The 23,991-nt window shown below is 41.8% G+C and carries 25 protein-coding genes; all 25 read left to right on the plus strand.

Going from position 1 to position 23,991, the window contains the following annotated elements; all coding sequences use genetic code 11:
* Window positions 1-64: 64 nt before the first annotated feature.
* Window positions 65-1,291, plus strand: coding sequence for an endo-1,4-beta-xylanase (locus tag LCD32_RS07755; protein ID WP_046343548.1), 1,227 nt, complete (start codon window positions 65-67; stop codon window positions 1,289-1,291).
* A 20-nt stretch (window positions 1,292-1,311) separates the two neighbouring features.
* Window positions 1,312-2,442, plus strand: coding sequence for a glycoside hydrolase 5 family protein (locus tag LCD32_RS07760; RefSeq protein WP_156060464.1), 1,131 nt, complete (start codon window positions 1,312-1,314; stop codon window positions 2,440-2,442).
* A 241-nt stretch (window positions 2,443-2,683) separates the two neighbouring features.
* Window positions 2,684-3,157: a ribosome maturation factor RimP gene (rimP, locus tag LCD32_RS07765; protein WP_008344744.1), complete on the plus strand. Its 474-nt coding sequence runs from the start codon at window positions 2,684-2,686 to the stop codon at window positions 3,155-3,157.
* A 32-nt stretch (window positions 3,158-3,189) separates the two neighbouring features.
* Window positions 3,190-4,305, plus strand: coding sequence for a transcription termination factor NusA (gene nusA, locus LCD32_RS07770; protein WP_007499530.1), 1,116 nt, complete (start codon window positions 3,190-3,192; stop codon window positions 4,303-4,305).
* 15 nt (window positions 4,306-4,320) lie between these two features.
* Window positions 4,321-4,605: an RNase P modulator RnpM gene (rnpM, locus tag LCD32_RS07775; protein WP_008344742.1), complete on the plus strand. Its 285-nt coding sequence runs from the start codon at window positions 4,321-4,323 to the stop codon at window positions 4,603-4,605.
* Window positions 4,598-4,900, plus strand: coding sequence for a YlxQ family RNA-binding protein (locus tag LCD32_RS07780; protein ID WP_007499528.1), 303 nt, complete (start codon window positions 4,598-4,600; stop codon window positions 4,898-4,900). Before rnpM ends, LCD32_RS07780 begins: the two co-directional genes overlap by 8 nt.
* A gap of 19 nt (window positions 4,901-4,919) precedes the next feature.
* Window positions 4,920-7,040 carry a translation initiation factor IF-2 gene (gene infB, locus LCD32_RS07785; protein WP_007499526.1) on the plus strand — a complete coding sequence of 707 codons (2,121 nt, stop codon included), beginning with the start codon at window positions 4,920-4,922 and terminating at the stop codon, window positions 7,038-7,040.
* Window positions 7,037-7,315: a DUF503 domain-containing protein gene (locus LCD32_RS07790; RefSeq protein WP_017359071.1), complete on the plus strand. Its 279-nt coding sequence runs from the start codon at window positions 7,037-7,039 to the stop codon at window positions 7,313-7,315. Before infB ends, LCD32_RS07790 begins: the two co-directional genes overlap by 4 nt.
* Before the next feature lie 17 nt (window positions 7,316-7,332).
* A complete protein-coding gene (gene rbfA / locus LCD32_RS07795) occupies window positions 7,333-7,683 on the plus strand; it encodes a 30S ribosome-binding factor RbfA (RefSeq protein WP_007499525.1) in 351 nt (116 codons plus the stop codon).
* A gap of 68 nt (window positions 7,684-7,751) precedes the next feature.
* Window positions 7,752-8,681: a tRNA pseudouridine(55) synthase TruB gene (gene truB, locus LCD32_RS07800; protein WP_203085353.1), complete on the plus strand. Its 930-nt coding sequence runs from the start codon at window positions 7,752-7,754 to the stop codon at window positions 8,679-8,681.
* An 18-nt stretch (window positions 8,682-8,699) separates the two neighbouring features.
* Entirely contained in the window at window positions 8,700-9,650 is a 951-nt protein-coding gene (gene ribF / locus LCD32_RS07805) for a bifunctional riboflavin kinase/FAD synthetase (protein WP_025207344.1), read from the plus strand.
* 155 nt (window positions 9,651-9,805) lie between these two features.
* Window positions 9,806-10,075 carry a 30S ribosomal protein S15 gene (rpsO, locus tag LCD32_RS07810; RefSeq protein WP_008354438.1) on the plus strand — a complete coding sequence of 90 codons (270 nt, stop codon included), beginning with the start codon at window positions 9,806-9,808 and terminating at the stop codon, window positions 10,073-10,075.
* Window positions 10,076-10,258: 183 nt separating this feature from the next.
* Entirely contained in the window at window positions 10,259-12,376 is a 2,118-nt protein-coding gene (gene pnp / locus LCD32_RS07815; RefSeq protein WP_007499522.1) for a polyribonucleotide nucleotidyltransferase, read from the plus strand.
* 125 nt (window positions 12,377-12,501) lie between these two features.
* Entirely contained in the window at window positions 12,502-13,455 is a 954-nt protein-coding gene (locus LCD32_RS07820) for a polysaccharide deacetylase family protein (protein ID WP_035392036.1), read from the plus strand.
* 33 nt (window positions 13,456-13,488) lie between these two features.
* Entirely contained in the window at window positions 13,489-14,718 is a 1,230-nt protein-coding gene (locus LCD32_RS07825) for a M16 family metallopeptidase (RefSeq protein ID WP_017359067.1), read from the plus strand.
* Window positions 14,719-14,791: 73 nt separating this feature from the next.
* Window positions 14,792-15,718 (plus strand): aminoglycoside phosphotransferase family protein, encoded by a 927-nt coding sequence (locus tag LCD32_RS07830; protein ID WP_025207347.1) that lies wholly within the window; start codon window positions 14,792-14,794, stop codon window positions 15,716-15,718.
* A 62-nt stretch (window positions 15,719-15,780) separates the two neighbouring features.
* Window positions 15,781-16,053 carry a YlmC/YmxH family sporulation protein gene (locus tag LCD32_RS07835; RefSeq protein WP_008344726.1) on the plus strand — a complete coding sequence of 91 codons (273 nt, stop codon included), beginning with the start codon at window positions 15,781-15,783 and terminating at the stop codon, window positions 16,051-16,053.
* 123 nt (window positions 16,054-16,176) lie between these two features.
* Window positions 16,177-17,079: a dipicolinic acid synthetase subunit A gene (dpaA, locus tag LCD32_RS07840; protein ID WP_017359065.1), complete on the plus strand. Its 903-nt coding sequence runs from the start codon at window positions 16,177-16,179 to the stop codon at window positions 17,077-17,079.
* Entirely contained in the window at window positions 17,076-17,669 is a 594-nt protein-coding gene (gene dpaB / locus LCD32_RS07845) for a dipicolinate synthase subunit B (protein ID WP_017367267.1), read from the plus strand. The genes dpaA and dpaB overlap by 4 nt, the downstream gene beginning before the upstream one ends.
* 139 nt (window positions 17,670-17,808) lie before the next feature.
* Window positions 17,809-18,828 (plus strand): aspartate-semialdehyde dehydrogenase, encoded by a 1,020-nt coding sequence (asd, locus tag LCD32_RS07850; protein WP_035700789.1) that lies wholly within the window; start codon window positions 17,809-17,811, stop codon window positions 18,826-18,828.
* A 92-nt stretch (window positions 18,829-18,920) separates the two neighbouring features.
* Window positions 18,921-20,135 carry an aspartate kinase gene (dapG, locus tag LCD32_RS07855; protein WP_099496513.1) on the plus strand — a complete coding sequence of 405 codons (1,215 nt, stop codon included), beginning with the start codon at window positions 18,921-18,923 and terminating at the stop codon, window positions 20,133-20,135.
* A gap of 30 nt (window positions 20,136-20,165) precedes the next feature.
* Window positions 20,166-21,032 (plus strand): 4-hydroxy-tetrahydrodipicolinate synthase, encoded by an 867-nt coding sequence (gene dapA / locus LCD32_RS07860; RefSeq protein WP_017359061.1) that lies wholly within the window; start codon window positions 20,166-20,168, stop codon window positions 21,030-21,032.
* A 171-nt stretch (window positions 21,033-21,203) separates the two neighbouring features.
* On the plus strand, window positions 21,204-22,871 hold the full coding sequence (gene rnjB, locus LCD32_RS07865) for a ribonuclease J2 (protein ID WP_008344715.1): 1,668 nt from the start codon (window positions 21,204-21,206) through the stop codon (window positions 22,869-22,871).
* A gap of 121 nt (window positions 22,872-22,992) precedes the next feature.
* Entirely contained in the window at window positions 22,993-23,721 is a 729-nt protein-coding gene (locus tag LCD32_RS07870) for a ClpP family protease (RefSeq protein ID WP_008344713.1), read from the plus strand.
* A complete protein-coding gene (locus tag LCD32_RS07875; protein WP_008344712.1) occupies window positions 23,718-23,954 on the plus strand; it encodes a YlzJ-like family protein in 237 nt (78 codons plus the stop codon). The genes LCD32_RS07870 and LCD32_RS07875 overlap by 4 nt, the downstream gene beginning before the upstream one ends.
* Window positions 23,955-23,991: the final 37 nt, after the last annotated feature.

Here is a 23,991-nt window from a genome sequence, read left to right on the forward strand (position 1 = left end):
CCGGCTTTTTTAGTCGGCGGTCTTCTCATAAGATAAATGAAGTGAAAGCAAAGGTGATGTCATTATGGTTAAAAAGAAAGAATTTATGAATCATTCATCGAATGGCGGATCACAGGAACAAGAAAATCAAAGCTGGAGAAAAGAAGCAAATGATCGAATCTTACAACATAGACAAAGAGAGCTTGTCATAAACGTCATCAATAAGGAAAAAAAGCCAGTTGCCGGAGTAGAGGTGGAAATAAAACAAATCAGACATGAATTTGCATTTGGTTCAGCAATGAATGACCAAGTACTATTCAATCAAAGGTATGCTGATTTTTTTGTCCAACATTTTAATTGGGCTGTGTTTGAAAATGAGGCAAAATGGTATGCTAATGAGCCTGAAAGAGGGAAAATAACCTACGAAAAAGCAGATGCCATGCTGAATTTTGCCAATAGACACCAAATTCCAGTGAGGGGGCACGCCTTATTTTGGGAGGTAGAGGATGCCAATCCAAACTGGCTGAAATCATTACCGAATCATGAAGTATATGAAGCCATGAAAAGGCGGCTTGAGCATGCAGGCAATCATTTCAAAGGGAAATTCCGTCATTGGGATGTAAACAACGAAATGATGCATGGTTCATTTTTTAAAGACCGGTTTGGGAAACAGATTTGGAAATGGATGTATGAAGAAACGAAAAAAATTGACCCTCAAGCCTTGTTGTTTGTCAATGATTATAATGTAATCTCATACGGCGAACATCATGCATATAAAGCACATATCAATGAACTTCGTCAGTTGGGGGCACCAGTTGAGGCTATTGGAGTTCAAGGTCACTTTGAAGATCGAGTGGATCCAGTCGTTGTAAAACAAAGACTAGATGTGCTTGCTGAGCTTGGTCTACCGATATGGGTGACAGAGTATGACTCTGTTCATCCGGATGCCAATAGACGAGCGGATAACTTAGAAGCTTTATATCGGGTAGCCTTTAGTCATCCAGCTGTAAAAGGTGTGCTGATGTGGGGATTTTGGGCGGGTGCTCATTGGAGAGGTGAGCACGCAGCCATCGTGAATCATGATTGGTCGTTAAATGAAGCAGGCAGGCGTTATGAAAAGCTACTACAGGAATGGACGACACAAAGAGTGGAAAAAACAGATGCGAATGGCCAAGTGACATGTCCAGCGTTTCACGGGACGTATGAGGTTCGAATTGGTGAAGTAAGTAAAATGTTGCAGCAGCAGACGATTGAACTTGATTCAACTAAACAAACACCGCTGCAACTAGATATCATCGTACCAGTAGAATAAGGGATTGTGAGGAGAATGGAATGAAAAAATGGGTTCAACGGGTGGCTTGTTTTATGCTGCTGATCACTTTATGGGCGGGTTGGTTCACTCTGACCGTAAAGGCCTCCTCCTATGTGCAAACATCTGGTACACATTTTGTATTGAACAACCACCCATTTTACTTTGCTGGCACAAATAATTATTATTTTCATTACAAATCAAAAAAGATGGTAGATGCTGTTTTTGACGATATGAAGGCAATGGATTTAAAGGTTATTCGTATTTGGGGATTTCACGATGGTACCCCTCAAGAAAACTCAGTCTTACAATCTCGTCCAGGTGTTTATGAAGAATCCGGTTTTCAAAAACTAGACTATGCGATTTATAAAGCAGGGCAGGAAGGAATCAAGCTGGTCATCCCATTCGTGAACAATTGGGATGACTTTGGCGGGATGAATCAATATGTGAAGTGGTTTCAGGCAGGATCACATGATCACTTTTATACAGATCCTCGGATTAAAACAGCTTACAAAAACTATGTGCGCTATGTATTAGAGAGAACCAATACGTACTCAGGTGTTCAATATAAAGATGATCCTGCTATTATGACATGGGAGCTCGCCAATGAGCCGCGCGCTCAGTCAGACCCTTCGGGAGATATACTAGTAAACTGGGCAGATGAAATGAGTGCATGGATCAAATCAATTGACTCGAATCACCTTGTTGCAGTAGGAGACGAAGGGTTCTTTCGCATGACAGGTCATGACGATTGGTTTTACAGTGGGGGAGAAGGTGTTGATTGGGATCGTTTGACTGCTCTCCCTCATATTGATTATGGAACCTATCATTTATACCCGGATCACTGGAATCAGTCTGCTGCATGGGGAGTGAAATGGATCAAAGATCATATCACCCGAGGAAACGCAATCGGAAAACCTGTTGTATTAGAAGAGTTTGGCTATCAAAATCAAACAGCCCGTCCTGATGTATATGATAGCTGGCTGAAGACAATTGAACAGCTCGGAGGCGCAGGTAGCCAATTTTGGATTTTAACAAGCATTCAAGACGATGATTCCCTCTACCCGGATTATGACGGTTTTCGAGTTTTAAAGGAGAGCCGGGAGGCAGAAATCATTCGTGAACACGCCAAAAGAATGAATGAAAAGAACTGATGAAGAATGCCTGTTTATAAGGAACTTCATTTGCATAAAAAAATTGGATATGGTATAGTTTTTATGGAAATGCTAACGATTACCGAGACAAGAGTGGGGAAACCCGCTCTTTTGTATTGAACAGGCAATTTTTGTCTCGACATTATTCATCCGTTTTCTGCTCCCCCTGCTCACAATAAAGCAGGGTTTTTATGCAGAATGATTGATAAGAGCGTTTATCGAAAGCACAAGGAGGAAGAGAATGAGCAAAAAAGTAGTGGACATCGTAAGCGACATGGTACAGCCAATTTTAGATGGCTTACAGCTTGAACTCGTTGATGTTGAATTTGTCAAAGAGGGTCAAAACTGGTTCCTTCGCGTATTTATTGACTCTGACAAAGGCGTCGATATCGAGGAGTGTGCCAAAGTGAGCGAAGCCTTGAGCGAAAAGCTTGATGAGGCAGATCCAATTAGCCAAAACTACTTTCTTGAAGTGTCCTCTCCTGGAGCGGAGCGCCCATTAAAGAAAAAAGCTGATTTTGAAAAAGCACTTGGAAAAAATGTTTTCATGAAAACATACGAACCAATTGATGGTGAAAAGGCATTTGAAGGTGAGCTTACAAGCTTTGATGGTGAGATTGCAACAGTGACAGTGAAGATCAAGACAAGAAAGAAAGAGATCAATATTCCATACGAAAAAATTGCTAACGCAAGATTAGCAGTTTCGTTCAATTAACCTTTTCATTGATATAAGGGGGAACCATAAAAATGAGTAGTGAGTTGTTAGATGCCCTGACTGTTCTTGAGAAAGAGAAGGGCATTAGTAAAGAAATTATTATTGAAGCGATAGAAGCTGCACTCATTTCTGCATACAAGCGTAATTTTAATCAAGCACAAAATGTGCGTGTTGATTTGAACCGTGAAACGGGAACGATTCGCGTATTCGCAAGAAAAGATGTTGTAGATGAAGTGTATGATTCTCGCCTTGAAATCTCTGTAGATGATGCAGCAAATATCAACCCGAATTACATGGTTGGTGACGTCGTTGAAATTGAAGTCACACCAAAAGATTTCGGACGCATTGCAGCTCAGACAGCGAAACAAGTCGTGACGCAGCGAGTGAGAGAAGCAGAGCGAGGTGTGATTTACACTGAGTTTATCGATCGTGAGGAAGACATCATGACGGGAATCGTTCAGCGAATTGACAGTAAATTCATTTACGTGTCACTTGGCAAAATCGAAGCCCTTCTTCCGGTCAATGAACAAATGCCAAATGAGGACTACAAACCACATGACCGCATTAAAGTGTTCATTACGAAAGTAGAAAAAACAACAAAAGGACCACAAATTTATGTATCAAGAACACACCCAGGTCTTTTAAAGCGTTTATTTGAAATCGAAGTGCCAGAAATTTATGATGGTACTGTAGAGCTTAAATCTGTCGCTAGAGAAGCAGGGGACCGTTCTAAAATATCTGTTCGTACAGATGATCCTGATGTTGATCCAGTTGGTTCTTGTGTAGGACCTAAAGGTCAGCGTGTACAAGCAATTGTCAATGAGCTGAAAGGCGAAAAAATTGACATTGTTCATTGGTCAAATGACCCGGTTGAATTTGTTGCCAATGCGTTAAGTCCATCAAAAGTTCTTGATGTCATTGTAAATGAAGAAGATAAGGCGACAACTGTCATTGTCCCTGATTATCAGCTGTCATTAGCCATTGGTAAAAGAGGTCAAAATGCGCGTCTAGCAGCGAAATTAACGAGCTGGAAGATTGACATTAAAAGCGAAACAGATGCAAGAGAACTCGGTATTTTCCCAAGAACTGAAGACTCTGAATCTCTTTTCTTAGAGGCTGAACCAGTAGCTGAGGAATCTGACGAATAAGAGGTGATATAAAAGGTGAAAAGCCGAAAAAAAATCCCGCTTAGAAAATGCGTCGTGACGGGAGAAATGAAACCAAAGAAAGAACTGATTCGCGTTGTTCGTTCAAAAGAAGGTGAAGTGTCTGTTGACGCAACCGGAAAAATGAACGGGCGCGGCGCTTACCTTTCTCTCGATAAAGAAACCATTCTTGCGGCGAAGAACAAACGTAGTTTACAGCAGCAATTTCAGACACAGATTGACGAACACATTTTTGAAGAATTACTAGAACTAGCTGAAAAGGTGAAAAAACCTAATGACTGAATCTGAATGGTATCCTTTGCTTGGTCTAGCAAATCGAGCTCGTAAAGTCGTGTCAGGAGAAGATCTGGTGATCAAAGAAATTAGACATGCGCGTGCTAAGCTGGTTCTTCTTGCAGCAGATGCCTCATCCAACACAGAGAAAAAGGTATCTGACAAATGCAAATTTTACAATGTTCCGGTTAGAAAAGTTGAAGACCGTTCCGTTCTCGGACGTTCTATAGGGAAGGAAGCTCGCGTAGTTGTCGCTGTCACTGACCAAGGCTTCGCTAAGAAGCTCATAAGCTTGCTCGATTAATTTATTTGGGGGTGAACGAATGGCTAAAGTGAGAGTATATGAATACGCAAAAGCCATAGATGTTTCAAGTAAAGATATTATAGCAGCGCTTAAGGATATGAACGTGGAAGTGAACAACCACATGGCGACGCTTGAAGACGACACTGTGAAAAAGCTAGACGCTATCTATAAAAAAGCCAAAGCAAAAGAGACAGCTAACGAGAAACCCGCAGAACAAAAAAAACAATCATCTAACAAAAACAATGATAGAAAGAAGAATGACGTGCAGAATAATCAATTTAATAAAAACAAAAAAAACAACAACCAAAACAAAAACAAAAATAAACGCGGCGGCAACAACAAGGCGCAGCATCAGCAAGCAAGACCTGTGAAGCCGAAAAAAGAGCTTCCTGAAAAAATTGAATTTACAAATTCAATGACAGTCGGCCAGCTTGCTGACGAGCTTGGCAAAGAAACTGCTGAAATCATCAAAAAACTGATGATGCTTGGTGTCATGGCTACGATCAACCAAGAGCTCGATAAAGATACAGTCGAATTAATTGCTTCTGAATATGGTGTTCCAGTAGAAGAAGTCATCATTTTAGAAGAAACTGAACTTGAAAAGTATGAAGTTGAAGATAAAGAAGAAGATATGCAAGTACGCCCTCCAGTCGTAACGATCATGGGACACGTTGACCACGGGAAAACAACGCTTCTTGACAGCATTCGTAAAACGAAAGTTGTTGAAGGCGAAGCGGGTGGAATTACGCAGCATATTGGTGCATACCAAATTGAAGAAAACGGTAAGAAAATCACGTTCCTTGATACACCAGGACACGCAGCTTTCACTACGATGCGAGCACGCGGTGCTGAAGTAACAGATACGACGATCTTGGTCGTTGCAGCAGATGATGGTGTCATGCCGCAAACGATTGAAGCGATCAACCACGCAAAAGCGGCAGAGGTGCCAATCATTGTGGCTGTCAATAAAATTGACAAACCAACAGCGAACCCTGACCGCGTGATGCAGGAATTAACTGAGCATGGTCTTGTACCTGAGGCTTGGGGCGGCGAAACCATTTTCGTTCCTTTATCTGCAAAAACAGGTGAAGGCATTGACGAATTGATCGAAATGATCCTTCTTGTCAGCGAAGTAGCAGAACTAAAAGCCAACCCAAATCGTGCGGCAAAAGGAACTGTGATCGAGGCTGAGCTTGATAAAGGAAGAGGTTCTGTTGCAACCCTTCTCGTTCAAACTGGTACACTTCAAGTAGGTGACCCAATCGTTGTCGGAAATACATTTGGCCGTGTACGTGCAATGGTCAATGACATCGGACGCCGCGTGAAAACAGCAGGACCATCTACACCTGTTGAAATCACTGGTTTAAATGATGTACCGCATGCAGGGGATCAGTTCCTCGTATTCAAAGATGAAAAAACAGCTCGTCAAGTCGGTGAGGCGCGTGCGTCTAAACAACTTGATGAACAGCGTTCAGACAAAGCGAAATTATCTCTCGATGACCTATTTGAGCAAATCAAACAAGGTGATGTGAAAGATATCAACTTAATCGTAAAAGCAGACGTACAAGGTTCTGCTGAAGCACTGACGGCAGCTCTTCAAAAAATTGAAGTAGAAGGCGTAAAAGTGAAAATTATCCATACGGGTGTTGGAGCGATTACAGAATCTGATATCATTTTAGCAAGTGCTTCTAATGCGATTGTGATCGGATTTAACGTACGTCCTGATGGCAATGCGAAGAGCACAGCTGAAACAGAAAACGTAGATATCCGCTTACACCGCATCATCTACAAAGTCATCGATGAAATTGAAGCTGCGATGAAAGGGATGCTTGACCCTGAATATGAAGAAAAAGTCATCGGTCAAGTTGAAGTTCGTCAAACGTTTAAAGTATCAAAAATCGGTACAATTGCTGGTGGCTATGTCACTGAAGGTACCATTACTAGAGACAGTGGTATCCGCTTAATTCGTGATGGCGTCGTCATCTTTGAAGGTGAAGTCGACGTATTAAAACGATTCAAAGACGATGTGAAAGAAGTTTCACAAGGCTATGAATGTGGTATTACCATTAAGAAATACAATGATATCCGTGAAGGTGATGTCATGGAATCATTCGTTATGCAAGAAATCGAAAGAAAATGATCGGTTATACCGAGTGTGAGTGTATGATCTATGATGCATCCTCACTGAAGGAAAAACGTGCGGTTCTGCAGCGTATCATGACAAGAACGCGCCATAAATTCAATGTGACCATTGCTGAAATGGACTATCAGGATACATGGCAGCGTACTTCGATCGGAATCGCCGTCATTTCCTCCTCCCGGGTTCAAGTGGAAAAGGAACTTCAGCGTGTGTTAAGCTTTATTGATTCTTTTCCGGAAATTGAACGAACGATCACGAAAACTGAGTGGTTTTAATTAGAGGTGATAAGATCATGAGTATGAGAGCAACCCGTGTGGGTGAGCAAATGAAAAAAGAATTAGGCGACATCCTTGGCAGAAAGCTAAAAGATCCAAGAATCGGCTTTTTGACTGTAACGGATGTTGAAGTATCCGGTGATTTGCAAATTGCTAAAGTCTATATTTCTGTTCTTGGCGACGAGAAGAAAAGAGAGGAAACCTTAAAAGGCCTTGCAAAGGCGAAAGGGTATATCCGCTCTGAAATTGGCAATCGAATCAGACTTCGCAAAACACCAGAGCTTCACTTTGAATTCGATGAGTCTGTAGACTACGGTAACCGAATTGAAAGCCTGATTGCTGAACTAAACACAAAAGATCACGAATAAGACGTTGAAATAAGGATAGGCGATGATCGTCTGTCCTTTTTCATCGTTTATGAAAGGAGAGAACGCAGGTGCAAAACGGTGTTCTTTTATTACATAAAGAAAGAGGCATGACCTCTCACGACTGTGTGTTTAAAGTGAGAAAGATTTTACACACAAAAAAAGTGGGACATACAGGGACACTCGATCCAGAGGTTTCAGGTGTTCTGCCTATTTGTATTGGACGAGCGACAAAAATTGTGGAGTACTTAACAGATAAATCGAAAACGTATGATGCGGAAATCACCATTGGATTTTCTACAACGACAGAAGACCAAACAGGTGAAGTAGTAGAAGAAAAAAAGGTGCCGGTACCGATGTCAGAAGATGACATTGATGCTGCGCTGAAACAATTTGAAGGAACCATTGAACAGATACCCCCCATGTTTTCTGCTGTAAAAATTGGCGGAAAAAAGCTCTATGAATATGCAAGGCAAGGCATTGAAATTGAACGTCCAAGCCGTGAAATTACCATTCATCGCATCGAGCGGACAACACCTGTCACATTTGAAAATGGAAAGGTATCCTTTAGATTCACCGTACTGTGTTCAAAAGGCACATATGTGAGAACGTTAGCCGTCGATATCGGAAAAAAACTTGGGTTCCCAGCCCACATGTCTCACCTCATTCGCATTGGATCTGGTGACTTTACGTTAGATGAATGTATCACTCTTGATGAGCTGCAGGAGATCAACGAGGAAGGAACGGTTGAGGAACATCTTGTGCCGATCGAGCGTGCGCTCAATCATTTGCCGAAATGGGAGATAAATGATACATTAGCAAGTAAAGTGGAAAACGGTGCAGTCCTACCTATGCCTGATGAATTTGCTCATTTTGCAGAGGAAGATCGTGTCGCTGTCTTTGCTCCTTCAGGCCGTTGTATGGCGATTTATATGAAGCACCCGACCAAACAGAACCTGATGAAGCCGGCGAAGATTTTATCACAGGACAAGCAATCTTAAAGAAAAGGTGACCATCTCGTGAAGACTATACATATTTCACACCCACATACATTGAATCAAAAGGATCAAGTCCCGTCTGTGATGGCTTTAGGGTATTTTGACGGTGTTCACCTCGGACACCAAAAAGTGATTGATGCAGCGAAAAACATTGCGGAAAAAGAGGGTTTAGCTCTAGCTGTCATGACTTTTCATCCGCATCCATCACATGTTCTGCAAAAAGCACGTGAACCAAAAGACTTAATCACACCGCTTGAGGATAAGATTGATTTTATCGAACAATTAGGTGCTGACTACTTATACATTGTGCAATTCAGCGAAAGCTTTGCAGCACTGTCTCCTCAAGACTTTGTCGATCAATATTTGGACGAACTGAATGTGAAGCATGCAGTCGCTGGTTTCGATTTTACATTCGGCCGGTTTGGCGCAGGCACAATGGAAACGTTTGACGAATACGGGAAAGGGCGGATTGCTGCGACCATTGTACCTAAGCTTTCCAACCAAGACCGGAAAGTCAGCTCGACCCTGATACGTTCCGCATTGAAAAATGGAGACGTTGAATATGTGAGTGAGCTTTTAGGCAAACCGTATCAGCTGCGAGGCATTGTGATTCATGGAGATAAACGAGGACGCACGATTGGCTTTCCAACCGCCAATGTTGGTTTATCTGCTGAATACATCATCCCGCCAACAGGCGTATATGCAGTGAGAGCGGAAGTGAAAGGCAAGGTGTATGACGGTGTTTGTAACGTTGGCTACAAACCAACATTTTATGAAAAACGTCCTGATCAGCCTGCGATTGAAGTGAACCTTTTTGATTTTAACGAAGAAATTTATGGTGAACCGATTAAATTACAGTGGTACAAACGGATTCGCAGTGAACAAAAATTTAACGGTATCCAAGAATTAACGGCTCAAATTAGTCAAGATAAAGAAGAAGCGATTCAGTTTTTTCAAAATCATCTTCATTAAACAAAAAAATCGCAGAAAAACCGCTCTATCATTTGCAAAATCGGCATATTTTTAGTATGATAATTCCTGTAGCTTTAAAACCACTTACTTGGCAGGCCGACTTCACCGACGGTTGCGAGGTAGATGGGGCTAACATGATTTGGAGGTGAAACAGGATGGCTATTACTCAAGAGCGTAAAACTCAATTAATTAATGAGTTCAAAACACACGAATCTGATACTGGATCTCCAGAAGTTCAGATCGCTGTCCTAACAGAATCAATTAACAACTTGAACGAGCATTTACGTACTCATAAGAAAGATCACCACTCACGTCGCGGTCTTTTGAAAATGGTAGGTAGACGTCGTAATCTTCTTACGTATCTACGTAATAAAGACGTAACTCGTTACCGTGAGTTAATTAACAAACTAGGCTTACGTCGATAATCGTAAAAAGCGGGAGGATTCCCGCTTTTTTATCGTATAATCACTAATATTTTATGGTTAAAATGTTGAAAGAATGGCAAAAACCCTTCTACATACAGCTTTCACATTGATATGTGAAAATCATTTTGTTCATAATAAGAAATAACCTAAAAACTTTACGACAAGAGAGGAGTTTATCACAGAATGGGACAAGAGAAACAAGTCTTCACCATAGACTGGGCTGGACGTCAACTGACAGTTGAAACTGGCCAGCTTGCAAAGCAAGCAAACGGAGCGGTTCTCGTACGCTACGGAGATACGGCTGTGCTTAGCTCAGCAACAGCTTCTAAAGAACCAAAACCACTTGATTTTTTCCCGCTCACTGTAAACTACGAAGAAAGATTATATGCAGTTGGTAAAATTCCTGGTGGTTTCATTAAAAGAGAAGGCCGCCCAAGTGAAAAAGCAATCCTTGCGAGCCGCTTAATTGACAGACCGATCCGTCCACTATTTGCAGACGGATTTAGAAATGAAGTACAAGTCATTAGTATTGTCATGAGTGTGGATCAAGATTGTTCATCTGAAATGGCTGCAATGTTTGGCTCATCTTTAGCTTTATGTGTGTCTGACATTCCATTTGAGGGACCAATCGCTGGCGTGACAGTAGGACGAGTAGATGGAAAGCTCATCATCAACCCAAATGTTGAGCAGCTTGAACAAAGCGATATCAACCTTGTTGTAGCTGGAACAAAAGATGCAATCAACATGGTAGAAGCTGGTGCTGATGAAGTACCAGAAGAAACAATGCTTGAAGCCATCATGTACGGCCATCAAGAGATCAAACGCTTAATCGAATTCCAAGAAGAAATTGTAAAAGCTGTCGGTAAAGAAAAAATCGATATTCCTTTATATGAAGTCGATCAAGCATTAGCAGAGGAAGTAAAACAACTTGCTGAAGCGGATCTACTGAAAGCGATTCAAGTACATGAGAAGCATGCTCGTGAAGATGCCATCAGTGCTGTGAAAAAAGCTGTCGTTCAAAAATTTGAAGAAGAAGAGCGTGACGAAGCAACGATTAAACAAGCGAAGGATGTCTTAAACAAGCTTGTGAAAAACGAAGTTCGCCGCCTTATTACTGAAGAGAAGGTACGTCCAGATGGACGCGGCGTTGATCAAATCCGTCCACTTTCTTCAGAAGTAGGACTTCTTCCAAGAACGCACGGTTCAGGATTGTTTACAAGAGGCCAAACACAGGCACTCAGTATTTGTACATTAGGTGCACTTGGTGATGTACAGATTCTTGATGGTCTTGGTGTTGAAGAGTCTAAGCGATTCATGCACCATTATAACTTCCCACAATTCAGTGTTGGTGAGACCGGCCCAATGCGTGGTCCAGGCCGTCGTGAGATTGGACATGGTGCGCTAGGCGAACGTGCATTAGAGCCAGTCATTCCATCTGAAAAAGATTTCCCTTATACGGTTCGCCTTGTGTCTGAGGTGTTAGAATCAAACGGTTCTACTTCACAAGCAAGTATTTGTGCGAGCACACTTGCGATGATGGATGCAGGTGTTCCAATTAAAGCACCAGTTGCAGGGATTGCAATGGGACTTGTTAAATCTGGTGAATACTACACAGTGCTGACAGACATTCAAGGAATGGAAGATGCACTTGGAGATATGGACTTTAAAGTAGCAGGTACATCTAAAGGTGTAACAGCGCTTCAAATGGACATTAAAATCGATGGTCTATCAAAAGACATTTTAGAAGAAGCACTTCAACAAGCGAAAAAAGGAAGAATGGAAATTTTAGATAGCATGCTGTCAACGATTCCAGCTTCTAGAGGAGAATTGTCACGTTATGCACCAAAAATCTTAACGATGACAATCAATCCAGATAAAATTCGCGATGTCATTGGACCAAGCGGTAAACAAATCAATAAAATCATTGAAGATACCGGTGTGAAAATTGATATTGAACAAGACGGTACAATCTTTATCTCTTCTACTGAAGAAGACATGAACCAAAAAGCGAAGAAAATCATTGAAGATCTTGTCAGAGAAGTTGAAGTTGGCCAACTTTACTTAGGTAAAGTGAAACGAATTGAAAAATTCGGTGCCTTCCTTGAAATCTTCAGCGGCAAAGATGGACTTGTTCATATTTCTGAGCTTGCACTTGAACGTGTTGGCAAAGTAGAAGATGTCGTGAAGATTGGTGACGAACTACTCGTCAAAGTCACTGAGATCGATAAACAAGGCCGTGTAAACCTTTCTCGTAAAGCTGTTTTACGTGAAGAAAAGGAAAAAGAAGAAAAGCAGTCTTAATGAGAACAAATAAAATGTGTTAGAAGCCAGGTATCCGTGCCAGGCTTCTTTCTTTTCTTGCGCGTAACAATAGTTCTAGCTTGTTTCTCCCCATCATAATTTGTGGTAAAGGGGAGGGACAACCATTGAAAAAAACGATACCATTCTTTGTGTTTGTATTTTTACTGCTCGTGTCATATCAAACGATGAAGCAGCCGGCTGCTGTTACATATATGAATTCAATGAAAGAGCACGCCGAGGTAGCATCTGTTTCAAAAGATATTCTATATCAAGAGATCGAATCGAAGTCTTCTGACTATGAAGAGAAGCCGCAAAATGCTAAGATTGATAAAGTGTGGAAAAAGATGCCTGGTTTAAATGGACAGACAGTCGATATCGATGCTTCTTACGAAAAAATGAAAAAACAGGGCTCTTTCGATGAAAAGCTGCTTGTTTTTAAAGAAACAAAACCATCTGTCCATTTGCATGAACTTGGTGCTGAACCTATCTATAAGGGACATCCAGACAAAAAGATGAATGCATTCCTGATCAATGTAGCTTGGGGCGACGAGCATTTAACAAAGATGTTGAATACACTAGAAAAGCATCAAGTGAAGGCAACCTTTTTCTTAGAAGGCAAATGGGTGAAAAACAGTCCAGACCTTGCTAAAAAAATCGTGGCAGATGGTCATGAAATTGGAAATCATTCATACAATCACCCGGATATGCGCACACTGACAAGAGAACGAGCATTAGAGCAGATGATTAAAACAAATCGCCAAATTGAAGAATCCCTTGGGAAAAAACCGATATGGTTTGCGCCTCCAAGCGGCAGCTTTAAAGAAGAAACAGTAAAGCTTGCGAAAAAAGAAGGAATGGAAACCATTATGTGGACAGTAGACACGATCGACTGGCAAAAACCATCACCAGCTGTATTACAAAAACGAGTGCTTGGGAAAATTCACAATGGGGCGATGATATTAATGCATCCAACAGACGCAACAGCGAGAAGTCTTGACGCACTTATCACTCAAATCAAAGAAAGAGGATATGAATTAGGAACGGTTTCTGACCTTCTAAGTGAAAAAAGACATCCGTGATGCGATCTGTTTGTTGAATAGGAGGAGCAAAACTTGGTCAAAACGTATACATGCCAAAACGGAGTAAGAATTGTACTTGAAAACAATCCCACTGTAAGGTCTGTCGCAATTGGCGTCTGGATTGGAACAGGTTCTAGACATGAGACACCAGAAGTAAATGGGATCTCACACTTTTTAGAGCATATGTTCTTTAAAGGAACAAGGACGAGATCTGCACGTGATATCGCAGAATCCTTTGACCGCATTGGTGGTCAAGTGAATGCCTTTACGTCAAAAGAATATACTTGCTATTATGCAAAGGTACTTGATTCACATGCTGGGTATGCCCTCGATGTATTGAGTGACATGTTTTTCAACTCTGCTTTTGACGAAGAAGAACTGAAGAAAGAAAAAAATGTGGTCTATGAAGAAATTAAAATGTATGAAGATACTCCTGATGACATCGTTCATGATTTGTTAAGCAAAGCCATTTACGGTGATCATTCATTAGGTTATCCGATTTTAGGGACAGAGGAAACACTCTCTACTTTTAACGGTGATTCCCTTCGAAAATATATGGATGAATTCTATACGCCGGATCGCGTCGTCATCTCTGTTGCAGGGAACGTCGATGACACTTTCATTCGTGAGGTAGAAACATTATTTGGCTCGTATGAAGGAAAGGGGAAAAAGCAGCCTGTCGAAGCCCCGCAATTCCACTATGACAAACTGACACGCAAAAAGGAAACAGAACAGGCGCACCTTTGCATGGGCTTTAACGGACTTCCTGCTGGAGATCAGGGCATCTATGACTTAATCGTCTTAAATAATGTTCTAGGCGGTAGCATGAGCAGCCGGTTGTTCCAAGACGTAAGAGAAGATAAAGGACTTGCGTATTCTGTATTCAGCTATCATAGTTCATTTGCAGATAACGGAATGCTGACGATCTATGGTGGAACTGGAGCGAAGCAGCTGAACCTGCTATCTGAAACCATCTTACAAACATTAGACGTCTTAAAACGTGAGGGAATTACGCAGAAAGAACTTGAAAACTCTAAGGAGCAAATGAAAGGCAACCTCATGCTCAGTCTTGAAAGCACAAACAGCAAGATGAGCCGAAATGGTAAAAATGAATTACTCCTTGGCAAACATCGTACGCTTGATGAAATTATTGATGAAATCAATCGCGTCTCATTAGACGGCGTGAACAATTTATCGAAAAGAATCTTTACAGAAGATTATGCGCTCTCGCTTATTAGTCCGACGGGTGATCAGCCATCATAATGTAAACAACACGGCAGACTTCTCAAGAGGTCTGCCGTTTATTGTATACCAAGAAGAAAGGGGCCCTGCGTTCATGAAACACGAAAAACTGAAACAGCTATCTCCGCTTCTTAAACAAGCCATCTCTTTCCAGCCGATGACATCTGGATTTTCGGGAGACCGCACCTTTTTGGTCATAACGCCTAGTGAAAAGCTAGTACTCAAGCTATCAGACATTCAGAAATATTCCAGTTTGAAAAAGAAAGCGTCCATTCAGCAGAAGTTAAAAAATCGAGGCGTTATTTGTTCTGAAGTGATGGAGGTCGGAGTGAGTGCTGAACAAAACTGTACCTTTCGTATTTTTCCATTTATCGAAGGAGAGATTGCTAGAGCATCCATTCATCTGCTCACAGAAGAAGAGCAGTATGAAATCGGAAGGCGGGCAGGCAGAGACTTGAGTATCATGCATACATGCGATGCCCCTTTTTATGCAGCCCCTTGGGATAAGAAGGTATTAGCGAAACATGAACGGTATGTATATGCCTATCAATCAAGTGGAGTTGCCTTTTCCCATGATCAATTCGTATTAGATTTTATTCAGTCACATGCTGATGTAGTTAAAGAGAGACCAAACCAGTTCCAGCACGATGATTTTCATGTAGGGAATATCATCATACAACGTCATCAATATGCGGGTGTGATCGACTTTGATCAATCCGACTGGGGTGATCCGATTCATGACTTTTATAAACTGTCTTTATTCAGTCGAGAAAGCAGCATTCCATTTTCAGCCGGGCAATTGGATGCCTATTTAAGTACGCAGACAACACATGATTTTTGGCTTCTTTTTTCCATCTATACAGCCATGAGCTGTTTTTCTTCTATTGTTTGGACGTTATCCTATGACCCGGGGCATGTAAAAGACATGGTGAATCGAGTGGAGAGAATGCTGACAGACCATAAGCGTTTTACTCAACTGACGCCAGTTTGGTATACAGATTGGCTTGATTCGTGCGTGTAGAACGGGACGGTCTATTCACCCTCCGTGCTGCATATATGATATGGAAGGGGAGTGATGCGATTTTGAGGCTGAGTGAGCTGTCAGGAAAAGAGATCGTCGATATTAAAAGAGCGGAGCGGCTTGGCGTGCTTGGACAAACCGACCTTGAAATAAATGAACAGGACGGTCAAATTACAGCACTCATCATACCTTCCGTCAAATGGTTTGGCTTTCGAAAACAAGGAAATGACATCCGCGTTCCGTGGAATCACATTCAAAAAATAGGATCAGATATGATCATTCTCGATGTGCCTGAAGAACTTCAGCCGCACGGAGAAAAAGAGCACCCATCATAAAAGGGTGCTCTTTTTCTTTTCTCTCCCCGATTTGTTCACAGGCTGAATCCTCTCCTCATATGCTGAAAGGGAGATTCGGAAAATATTACAGACTTTTTTAAATAAAGAAGGTGAACGGTCAGTATGTTGAGCGGTTTAACGGTTGCGGTGATCGGGGGAGATGCTAGGCAGCTTGAAATCATTCGCAAGCTGTCACAGCAGCATGCCAAAGTGTTTTTGGTCGGATTTGATCAGCTGGATCATGGATTTATTGGTGCTGAAAAGCTGAAAATGTCAGAGCTTCCATTTGAACAAGTGGATAGTATGATCCTTCCGGTATCAGGTGCTACAGACGAAGGGGTCGTTGCCACCGTTTTTTCAAATGAGAAGGTCGTGCTAGAAGCTAAATATTTAGAAAGAACCCCTGCACATTGTACCTTGTACTCAGGTATTTCTAATATGTACTTAGACAATATGGCAAAGCAGGTGAACCGGAAGCTTGTGAAGCTGTTTGAGCGAGATGATATTGCCATATATAACTCTATTCCAACAGTTGAAGGGATTATTATGATGGCTATTCAGCAAACGGACTATACGATTCATGGGTCACATGTCGCTGTTCTCGGACTTGGTCGAACAGGGCTCACCATTGCCCGCACTTTTCGGGCGCTAGGTGCGGAAGTGAAAGTTGGTGCTGCGGATACAGCCCATTTAGCGCGAGCCTTTGAGATGGGACTTGATCCATTTTCAATGGACCGTTTAAAAGATGAAGTTACGGATGTCGACATCATCATTAATACGATTCCAAGCTTAGTATTAGATTCATCTGTCATCGTCAGCATGACACCAAAGACACTCATTTTGGATATCGCCTCCCGCCCAGGTGGAACAGACTTTGACTTTGCACAAAAGCATGGAGTGAAGGCACTTCTTGCACCAGGACTTCCAGGGATTGTGGCACCAAAGACAGCCGGACAGATCATTGCAAAAGTGCTTTCTGGTCTCTTATGTGAACTTGCGGAGGAAAAAAGGGGGATGGAATCATGACTACACTAAAAGGGAAAAGAATTGGCTTTGGTTTAACAGGTTCTCACTGCACGTACGAAGCTGTTTTTCCGCAAATCGAATCACTCGTGAAAGAAGGGGCAGAAGTGCGTCCTGTCGTGTCATATACAGTGCAAAATACGAATACGAGATTCGGAGAAGGAGCGGACTGGATTGAGCGGATTGAGAAGCTGACAGGATTTCAAGCGATTGACTCAATCGTCAAAGCAGAGCCGCTTGGACCAAAACTTCCACTTGATTGTATGGTCATTGCACCTTTAACAGGCAATTCAATGGCGAAATTTGCAAATGCACTAACAGACAGTCCAGTCTTAATGGCTGCTAAGGCGACCATTCGTAATCATCGCCCTGTCGTTTTAGGCATTTCCACCAATGATGCATTAGGTTTAAATGGTACAAATCTCATGAGACTCATGTCGACAAAGAACATTTTCTTTATTCCATTCGGCCAAGATGATCCATTCAAAAAACCGACTTCCATGGTAGCGCATATGGATCTACTGACGAAAACAGTAGAAGAGGCGCTCGAGCATAGACAAATTCAGCCCATTTTAATTGGATCAAACGAATAATAGATTCACTAGAAAATCATGAAAGATTCAAAAAAGGTACTTCAAGCCTTGCTTTTCTATGGTAAAATAAAATGTAAAAAGTCATAGGATGGCCATCCGAAAGAAAAGAATCATGGATGGGTCGGAAGGAGTTTTACTGATGGGAAGAGGATTGCATGTAGCTGTAGTTGGAGCGACTGGAGCTGTCGGTCAACAAATGTTAAAAACACTAGCTGACAGAGATTTTGAAATGGATACACTGACTCTACTATCCTCAAAACGTTCTGCTGGAACAAAAGTGACATTCAGAGGTCAAGAGTATACCGTTCAAGAAGCAACACCTGAAAGCTTTGAAGGGGTCAATATTGCACTATTCAGTGCGGGAGGAAATGTTTCCAAAGCGCTAGCTCCTGAAGCAGTCAAACGAGGTGCAATTGTTGTCGATAATACAAGTGCTTTTCGTATGGACGAAAAGACCCCTCTTGTCGTACCAGAGGTAAACGAAAAAGATTTGCATGACCATCAAGGGATCATTGCAAACCCTAACTGTTCAACGATTCAAATGGTGGCGGCGCTAGAACCGCTTCGTCAAGCGTATGGCATGAAAAAAGTCATTGTGTCTACTTACCAAGCAGTATCAGGTGCAGGACATGAAGCCATTGACGAACTGTACAGCCAGTCGCAAGCCATTTTAAATAAAGAAGATGTGAAACCAGAAGTCATGCCTTATCAAATTGCCTTTAATGCGATTCCGCAAATTGATAAATTCCAAGACAATGGCTATACATTTGAAGAAATGAAAATGATCAATGAAACGAAAAAAATCATGCACTTGCCAGAGCTAGAAGTAGCGGCAACATGTGTGAGACTACCAATTGAAACGGGTCATTCAGAATCAGTTTACGTTGAACTTGAATCAAATGACGCAACGGTTGATGACATCAAGTCCATCCTAAAAGATGCACCAGGCATCACATTACAAGATGATCCGTCTCAGCAAATTTATCCAATGCCTGCAGATGCTGTTGGTAAAAACGACGTATTTGTCGGCCGCATTCGGAAGGATTTGGATCGTCCAAATGGCTTCCATATGTGGATTGTATCTGATAACCTGCTAAAAGGCGCTGCATGGAACTCCGTTCAAATTGCAGAAAGCTTACGAGCATTAAAATTAGTTTAACATTCAATGGATGATGAGGACGAATAGAAGAGAGTTAGGCATCTTTCGCCTACTCTCTTCTGTTACGTCAGAATGAACTTGGAGTGAAAACAGTGAAAATAATTGTCCAAAAATTTGGCGGTACATCTGTCAAAGATGATCAAGGGAGAAAAAGGGCACTTGCACATATCTTATCTGCAAAAGAGAAAGGCTATAAATCGGTCGTTGTCGTGTCTGCGATGGGACGAAAAGGCGATCCTTATGCGACAGATACGCTGCTTGGTCTGCTTTATGGCAGTGCGCAGCATATGACAAACCGAGAAAAAGATTTACTCGTGTCTTGCGGAGAAAATATTTCAGCTGTTGTTTTTTCAAGTATGCTGAATGAAAACGGGCTAAAGGCTGTTGCGATGACAGGATCACAAGCAGGCTTTGTGACAGATAAAGAACATACAAATGCGAAAATTATTGACATGAAGTGTGAACGTCTTGAGGCGGCACTTTCAGAGCATGACGTGGTTGTCGTTGCTGGATTCCAAGGCGCTGCAAAAAATGGAGACGTGACAACAATCGGACGAGGCGGCAGTGATACGTCAGCTGCTGCGTTAGGCGCTGCATTGCAGGCAGATTACATCGATATTTTTACAGATGTAGAAGGGGTCATGACAGCAGATCCTCGTATCGTAGAAAATGCAAAACCACTGAGAGTCGTGACATACACAGAAATTTGTAACCTCGCATACCAAGGGGCAAAAGTCATTCACCCTAGAGCTGTTGAAATTGCCATGCAAGCAAAAGTACCAATGAGGGTCCGTTCAACATACTCTGATGATGAGGGCACACTCGTGACATCGCACTACTCTGATAAAATGAGTCATGATGTGTACGACCGCCTGATTACGGGTATTGCACATGTCAATGATGTCACACAATTCAAAGTCCCAGCTAAAGAGGGACAGTACAGCGTACAAACAGAAGTCTTTAAAGCAATGGCAAATGCCCAAATCAGTGTCGATTTCTTCAACATTACACCGAGCGAAATCGTCTATACGGTGACAGGTGCAATGACTGAAAAAGCAACGGCGATCCTAAAAGATCTGGGCTATACGCCGATTGTCACGACAAACTGTGCAAAGGTATCAGCTGTTGGAGCAGGCATTATGGGTGTACCAGGTGTCACATCTAAAATTGTATCTGCACTATCTGAGCAAAATATTCCGATCTTACAGTCCGCTGACAGTCATACGACGATTTGGGTGTTAGTGAACGAAGAAAACATGAGAGCGGCTGTCAATGCCCTTCATGAAGTGTTTGAACTTTCAAGATAAATGTGATTGAATCATGATGAGGTGAAAAAAATGAATTTCGGAAATATCGCAACAGCTATGATTACACCTTTTGATAAAAAGGGCAACATTGATTTCCAAAAGCTATCAATTCTCATGGATTACTTGTTAAAAAACGGCAGTGACTCTTTAGTCGTTGCAGGGACAACAGGCGAATCGCCAACTTTATCGACTGAAGAAAAAGTCGCTCTTTTTCAGCAATCGGTGAAATTAGCAAATGGTCGTTGTAAAATCATTGCAGGAACAGGCAGTAATAACACAAATGCGTCTATTAAACTAACGAAAAAAGCAGAAGAAGCGGGCGTTGATGCAGTGATGCTTGTCGTACCTTACTACAACAAGCCATCACAGGAAGGCATGTATGCACACTTTAAAGCAATTGCCGAGTCTACATCTCTTCCTGTCATGCTTTACAATGTACCAGGAAGAACGGTTGCTTCATTAGCACCAGAAACAACGATTAAGCTTGCGCAAATACCGAACATTGTCGCAATCAAAGAAGCAAGCGGTGATCTAGATGCCATGACAAAAATCATTGCAGAGACACCAGAAGATTTTGACGTTTACTCTGGTGACGACAGCCTAACGCTTCCTGCGGTTGCGATTGGTGCAAGAGGAGTCGTCTCTGTGGCTTCTCATATCGTAGGCCTTGATATGCAGCAAATGCTAAAAAGCTACGCTTCAGGACAAACAGCGAATGCGGCATTGATTCATCAAAAGCTGGTGCCGATCATGAACCAGCTGTTCTCAGCGCCAAATCCAACGCCTGTCAAAACAGCTCTTCAGCTGAAAGGATTAGATGTCGGATCTGTTCGACTCCCGCTTTTACCTTTATCAGAAGAAGAGAGACTGAATTTAAGCAGCGTATTAAACAGCTGATCAAAACAAAAAAATTCGTAAGCGGTCATTCTCAGATGTCCCTGAGTATGACCGTTTTTTATACATAAACACTTTCTTAAAATGTGACTTCATCTTGTTTTCTAAAATTAGATTCAGTTATAATAGCATTAAGCGATGATGGACGGGCTTGAGACTAGGAGGATAAGAATTTTGAAAAAGAAAAATACAGAGAACGTAAGAATTATTGCACTGGGAGGCGTTGGAGAAATCGGGAAAAACTTATATGTCATTGAGATTGATTCCGACATATATGTTGTAGATGCAGGACTCATGCATCCAGAAAACGAAATGCTAGGCATTGACGTGGTCATTCCTGATATCTCTTATTTAACAGAACGAGCTGATCGGGTGAAAGCAATTTTTCTTACCCACGGACATGATGAAGCAATCGGAGGCGTATTCCATTGCTTAAGCAAATTGTCTGTACCAGTTTACGGCACGAAGCTAACCCTTGCGTTACTTCGAGAAAAGTTAAAGCAATACGGCTTCAATCAAAAAGCTGATTTGCGAGAGGTTCATGCAAAGTCAGTCATTACATTTGAAACAACAAAGGTATCATTCTTTAGAACGAATCACAGTATTCCTGATTCAGTCGGAATCAGCTTCAAAACATCTCTTGGTTCAATCGTATGCACAGGTGATTTTAAATTTGATCAAACCCCAGCGCTTAACCAAGCCTGTGACATCGGAGAGATTGCGAAAATTGGAAACAATGGCGTTTTAGCACTTCTTTCAGACAGTGCAAATGCTGAAAAACCAGGCTATACACCTTCTGAGGCGCTCGTCCAAGACGAAATCTCAAATGCGATGTACAATGCTGAAAATCGTGTGATTGTCGCTGTATCTTCATCAAATATTAACCGTGTACAGCAAATCATTAATGCCACAAACCAAAATGGCCGTAAGCTTGCAGTAGCAGGGAAAAATATGATGACAACTCTTCAGCTTGCGATCAAACTTGGTTATGTGACAGCAGACGAAGAATTATTTGTTCCAGTCCAAGAAGTGAAAAAAATGGCGAAAAACAGTGTGGTCATTCTCACAGCAGGAAGCCACGGTGAGCCTCTCGCTGCTTTAACAAAAATGGCGAAACAAAATCACAAACAGCTTCATATTGAAAAAGATGACACGGTTGTGATTGCTTCTACACCTCTTCCAGGACAAGAACTCACCTATTCAAAAACGGTGGATTTCCTTACAAGAAGCGGAGCACAAGTGATTTTTGCTCAAAAACGTGTGCATGTATCTGGACATGGCTGTCAAGAAGAGTTAAAGCTTATGCTGAACTTACTGAAGCCGAAGTATTTAATTCCTGTAAACGGCGAATATCGCATGCAAAAAGCACATTCTCGTATTGCTGAAGAAGTGGGAATGAAACGAAGCGACATTTTCTTAATTGATAAAGGCGATGTTGTAGAATTTAGAGGACAAAACGTCAAAATCGGTGAAAAAGTGCATCAAGGGAACATTTTGATCGACGGTCTTGGTGTTGGTGATATTGGGAATATTGTCTTACGTGATAGACGCCTATTGTCTCAAGATGGCATCTTAATTGTGGTCATTACGCTCGATAAACAAAAGAAACAATTAATTTCTGGACCTGAGATCATCACAAGAGGATTTGTTTATGTAAGAGAATCCGAAGAGCTGATTGTGAAAGCAACAGAAATGGTCAAAGGGATTGTGAAAGAGCAAACGGAAAACTCAATTGTTGAATGGTCAACACTGAAACAATCCATGCGCGATGTACTAAATCAATTCCTATATGAAAAAACAAAACGCAAGCCAATGATCATTCCAATTATTATGGAAGTGTGATGAGAAAAGCCCAAAGAGCACAAGCTCTTTGGGGTTTTTTAATGTGACATGATGAATGCGGATGGAATGTGACGATCTTGTTCATAATAGGAGGAGAGTTTTTAGGAAAGGATGGAGACAAATGGACGAACAGAATGAACAGCAGCCTGAGCGAAAACCAGAAGAAAAAGATAGCATTATGAGCAAAATACAACAGCTTGGTGAAACAGCCGTCCCGCAGTTGTCACAAGATACAAACATACATTGCCTGACTATTATTGGACAAATTGAAGGGCACATGCAGCTGCCGCCACAAAATAAAACAACCAAATACGAACATGTCATTCCACAAATCGTAGCAGTTGAACAAAACCCAAAAATTGAAGGACTTCTGATCATTTTAAATACAGTGGGCGGCGATGTAGAAGCAGGACTAGCTATTGCGGAAATGCTCGCTTCTTTATCCAAACCGACTGTATCCATTGTGCTTGGCGGCGGCCACTCTATTGGGGTCCCAATCGCCGTATCGTGTGATTATTCATACATTGCCGAAACAGCAACGATGACCATTCACCCTGTACGTTTAACCGGTCTAGTCATCGGTGTTCCGCAAACCTTTGAATACTTAGATAAAATGCAGGAAAGAGTCATTAATTTTGTCACGAGTCACTCAAACATTACAGAAGAGAAATTTAAAGAGCTTATGTTCTCTAAAGGCAATCTAACAAGAGACATCGGGACAAATGTCGTTGGCCATGAGGCGGCTGAATACGGACTGATGCACGAAGTCGGCGGCGTTGGACAAGCGATTAAAAAGCTGAACGAGCTTATTGGAGAACGGGCTGCACAAAACGAGGGGCTGATCCAATGATTTTATATACACCTATGCCTTATGAAGCCATTTACGCTGAGGAACAAGGAGAACGTAAACTTCAGCAGGTAAACATTCAGGGCGTGCCAGTGATGGTTGAAATGAAAGAAGATGAAGCGGAAATCGTTCAAGTAATGAGTACAAATCCAATGGACTTTTTGAATCAGGAGCTTGCACCAGGTAAGCGATTGAAGTTACATTTAGGCACCAATCAAACCGACTCATATGAATGATTCTATGCTATAATAAAGGGAAAACTTACAACAAGAT

It is taken from the genome of Bacillus sp. RSS_NA_20 (genome assembly GCF_020165915.1).
Lineage (GTDB): Bacteria > Bacillota > Bacilli > Bacillales > Bacillaceae > Bacillus > Bacillus altitudinis.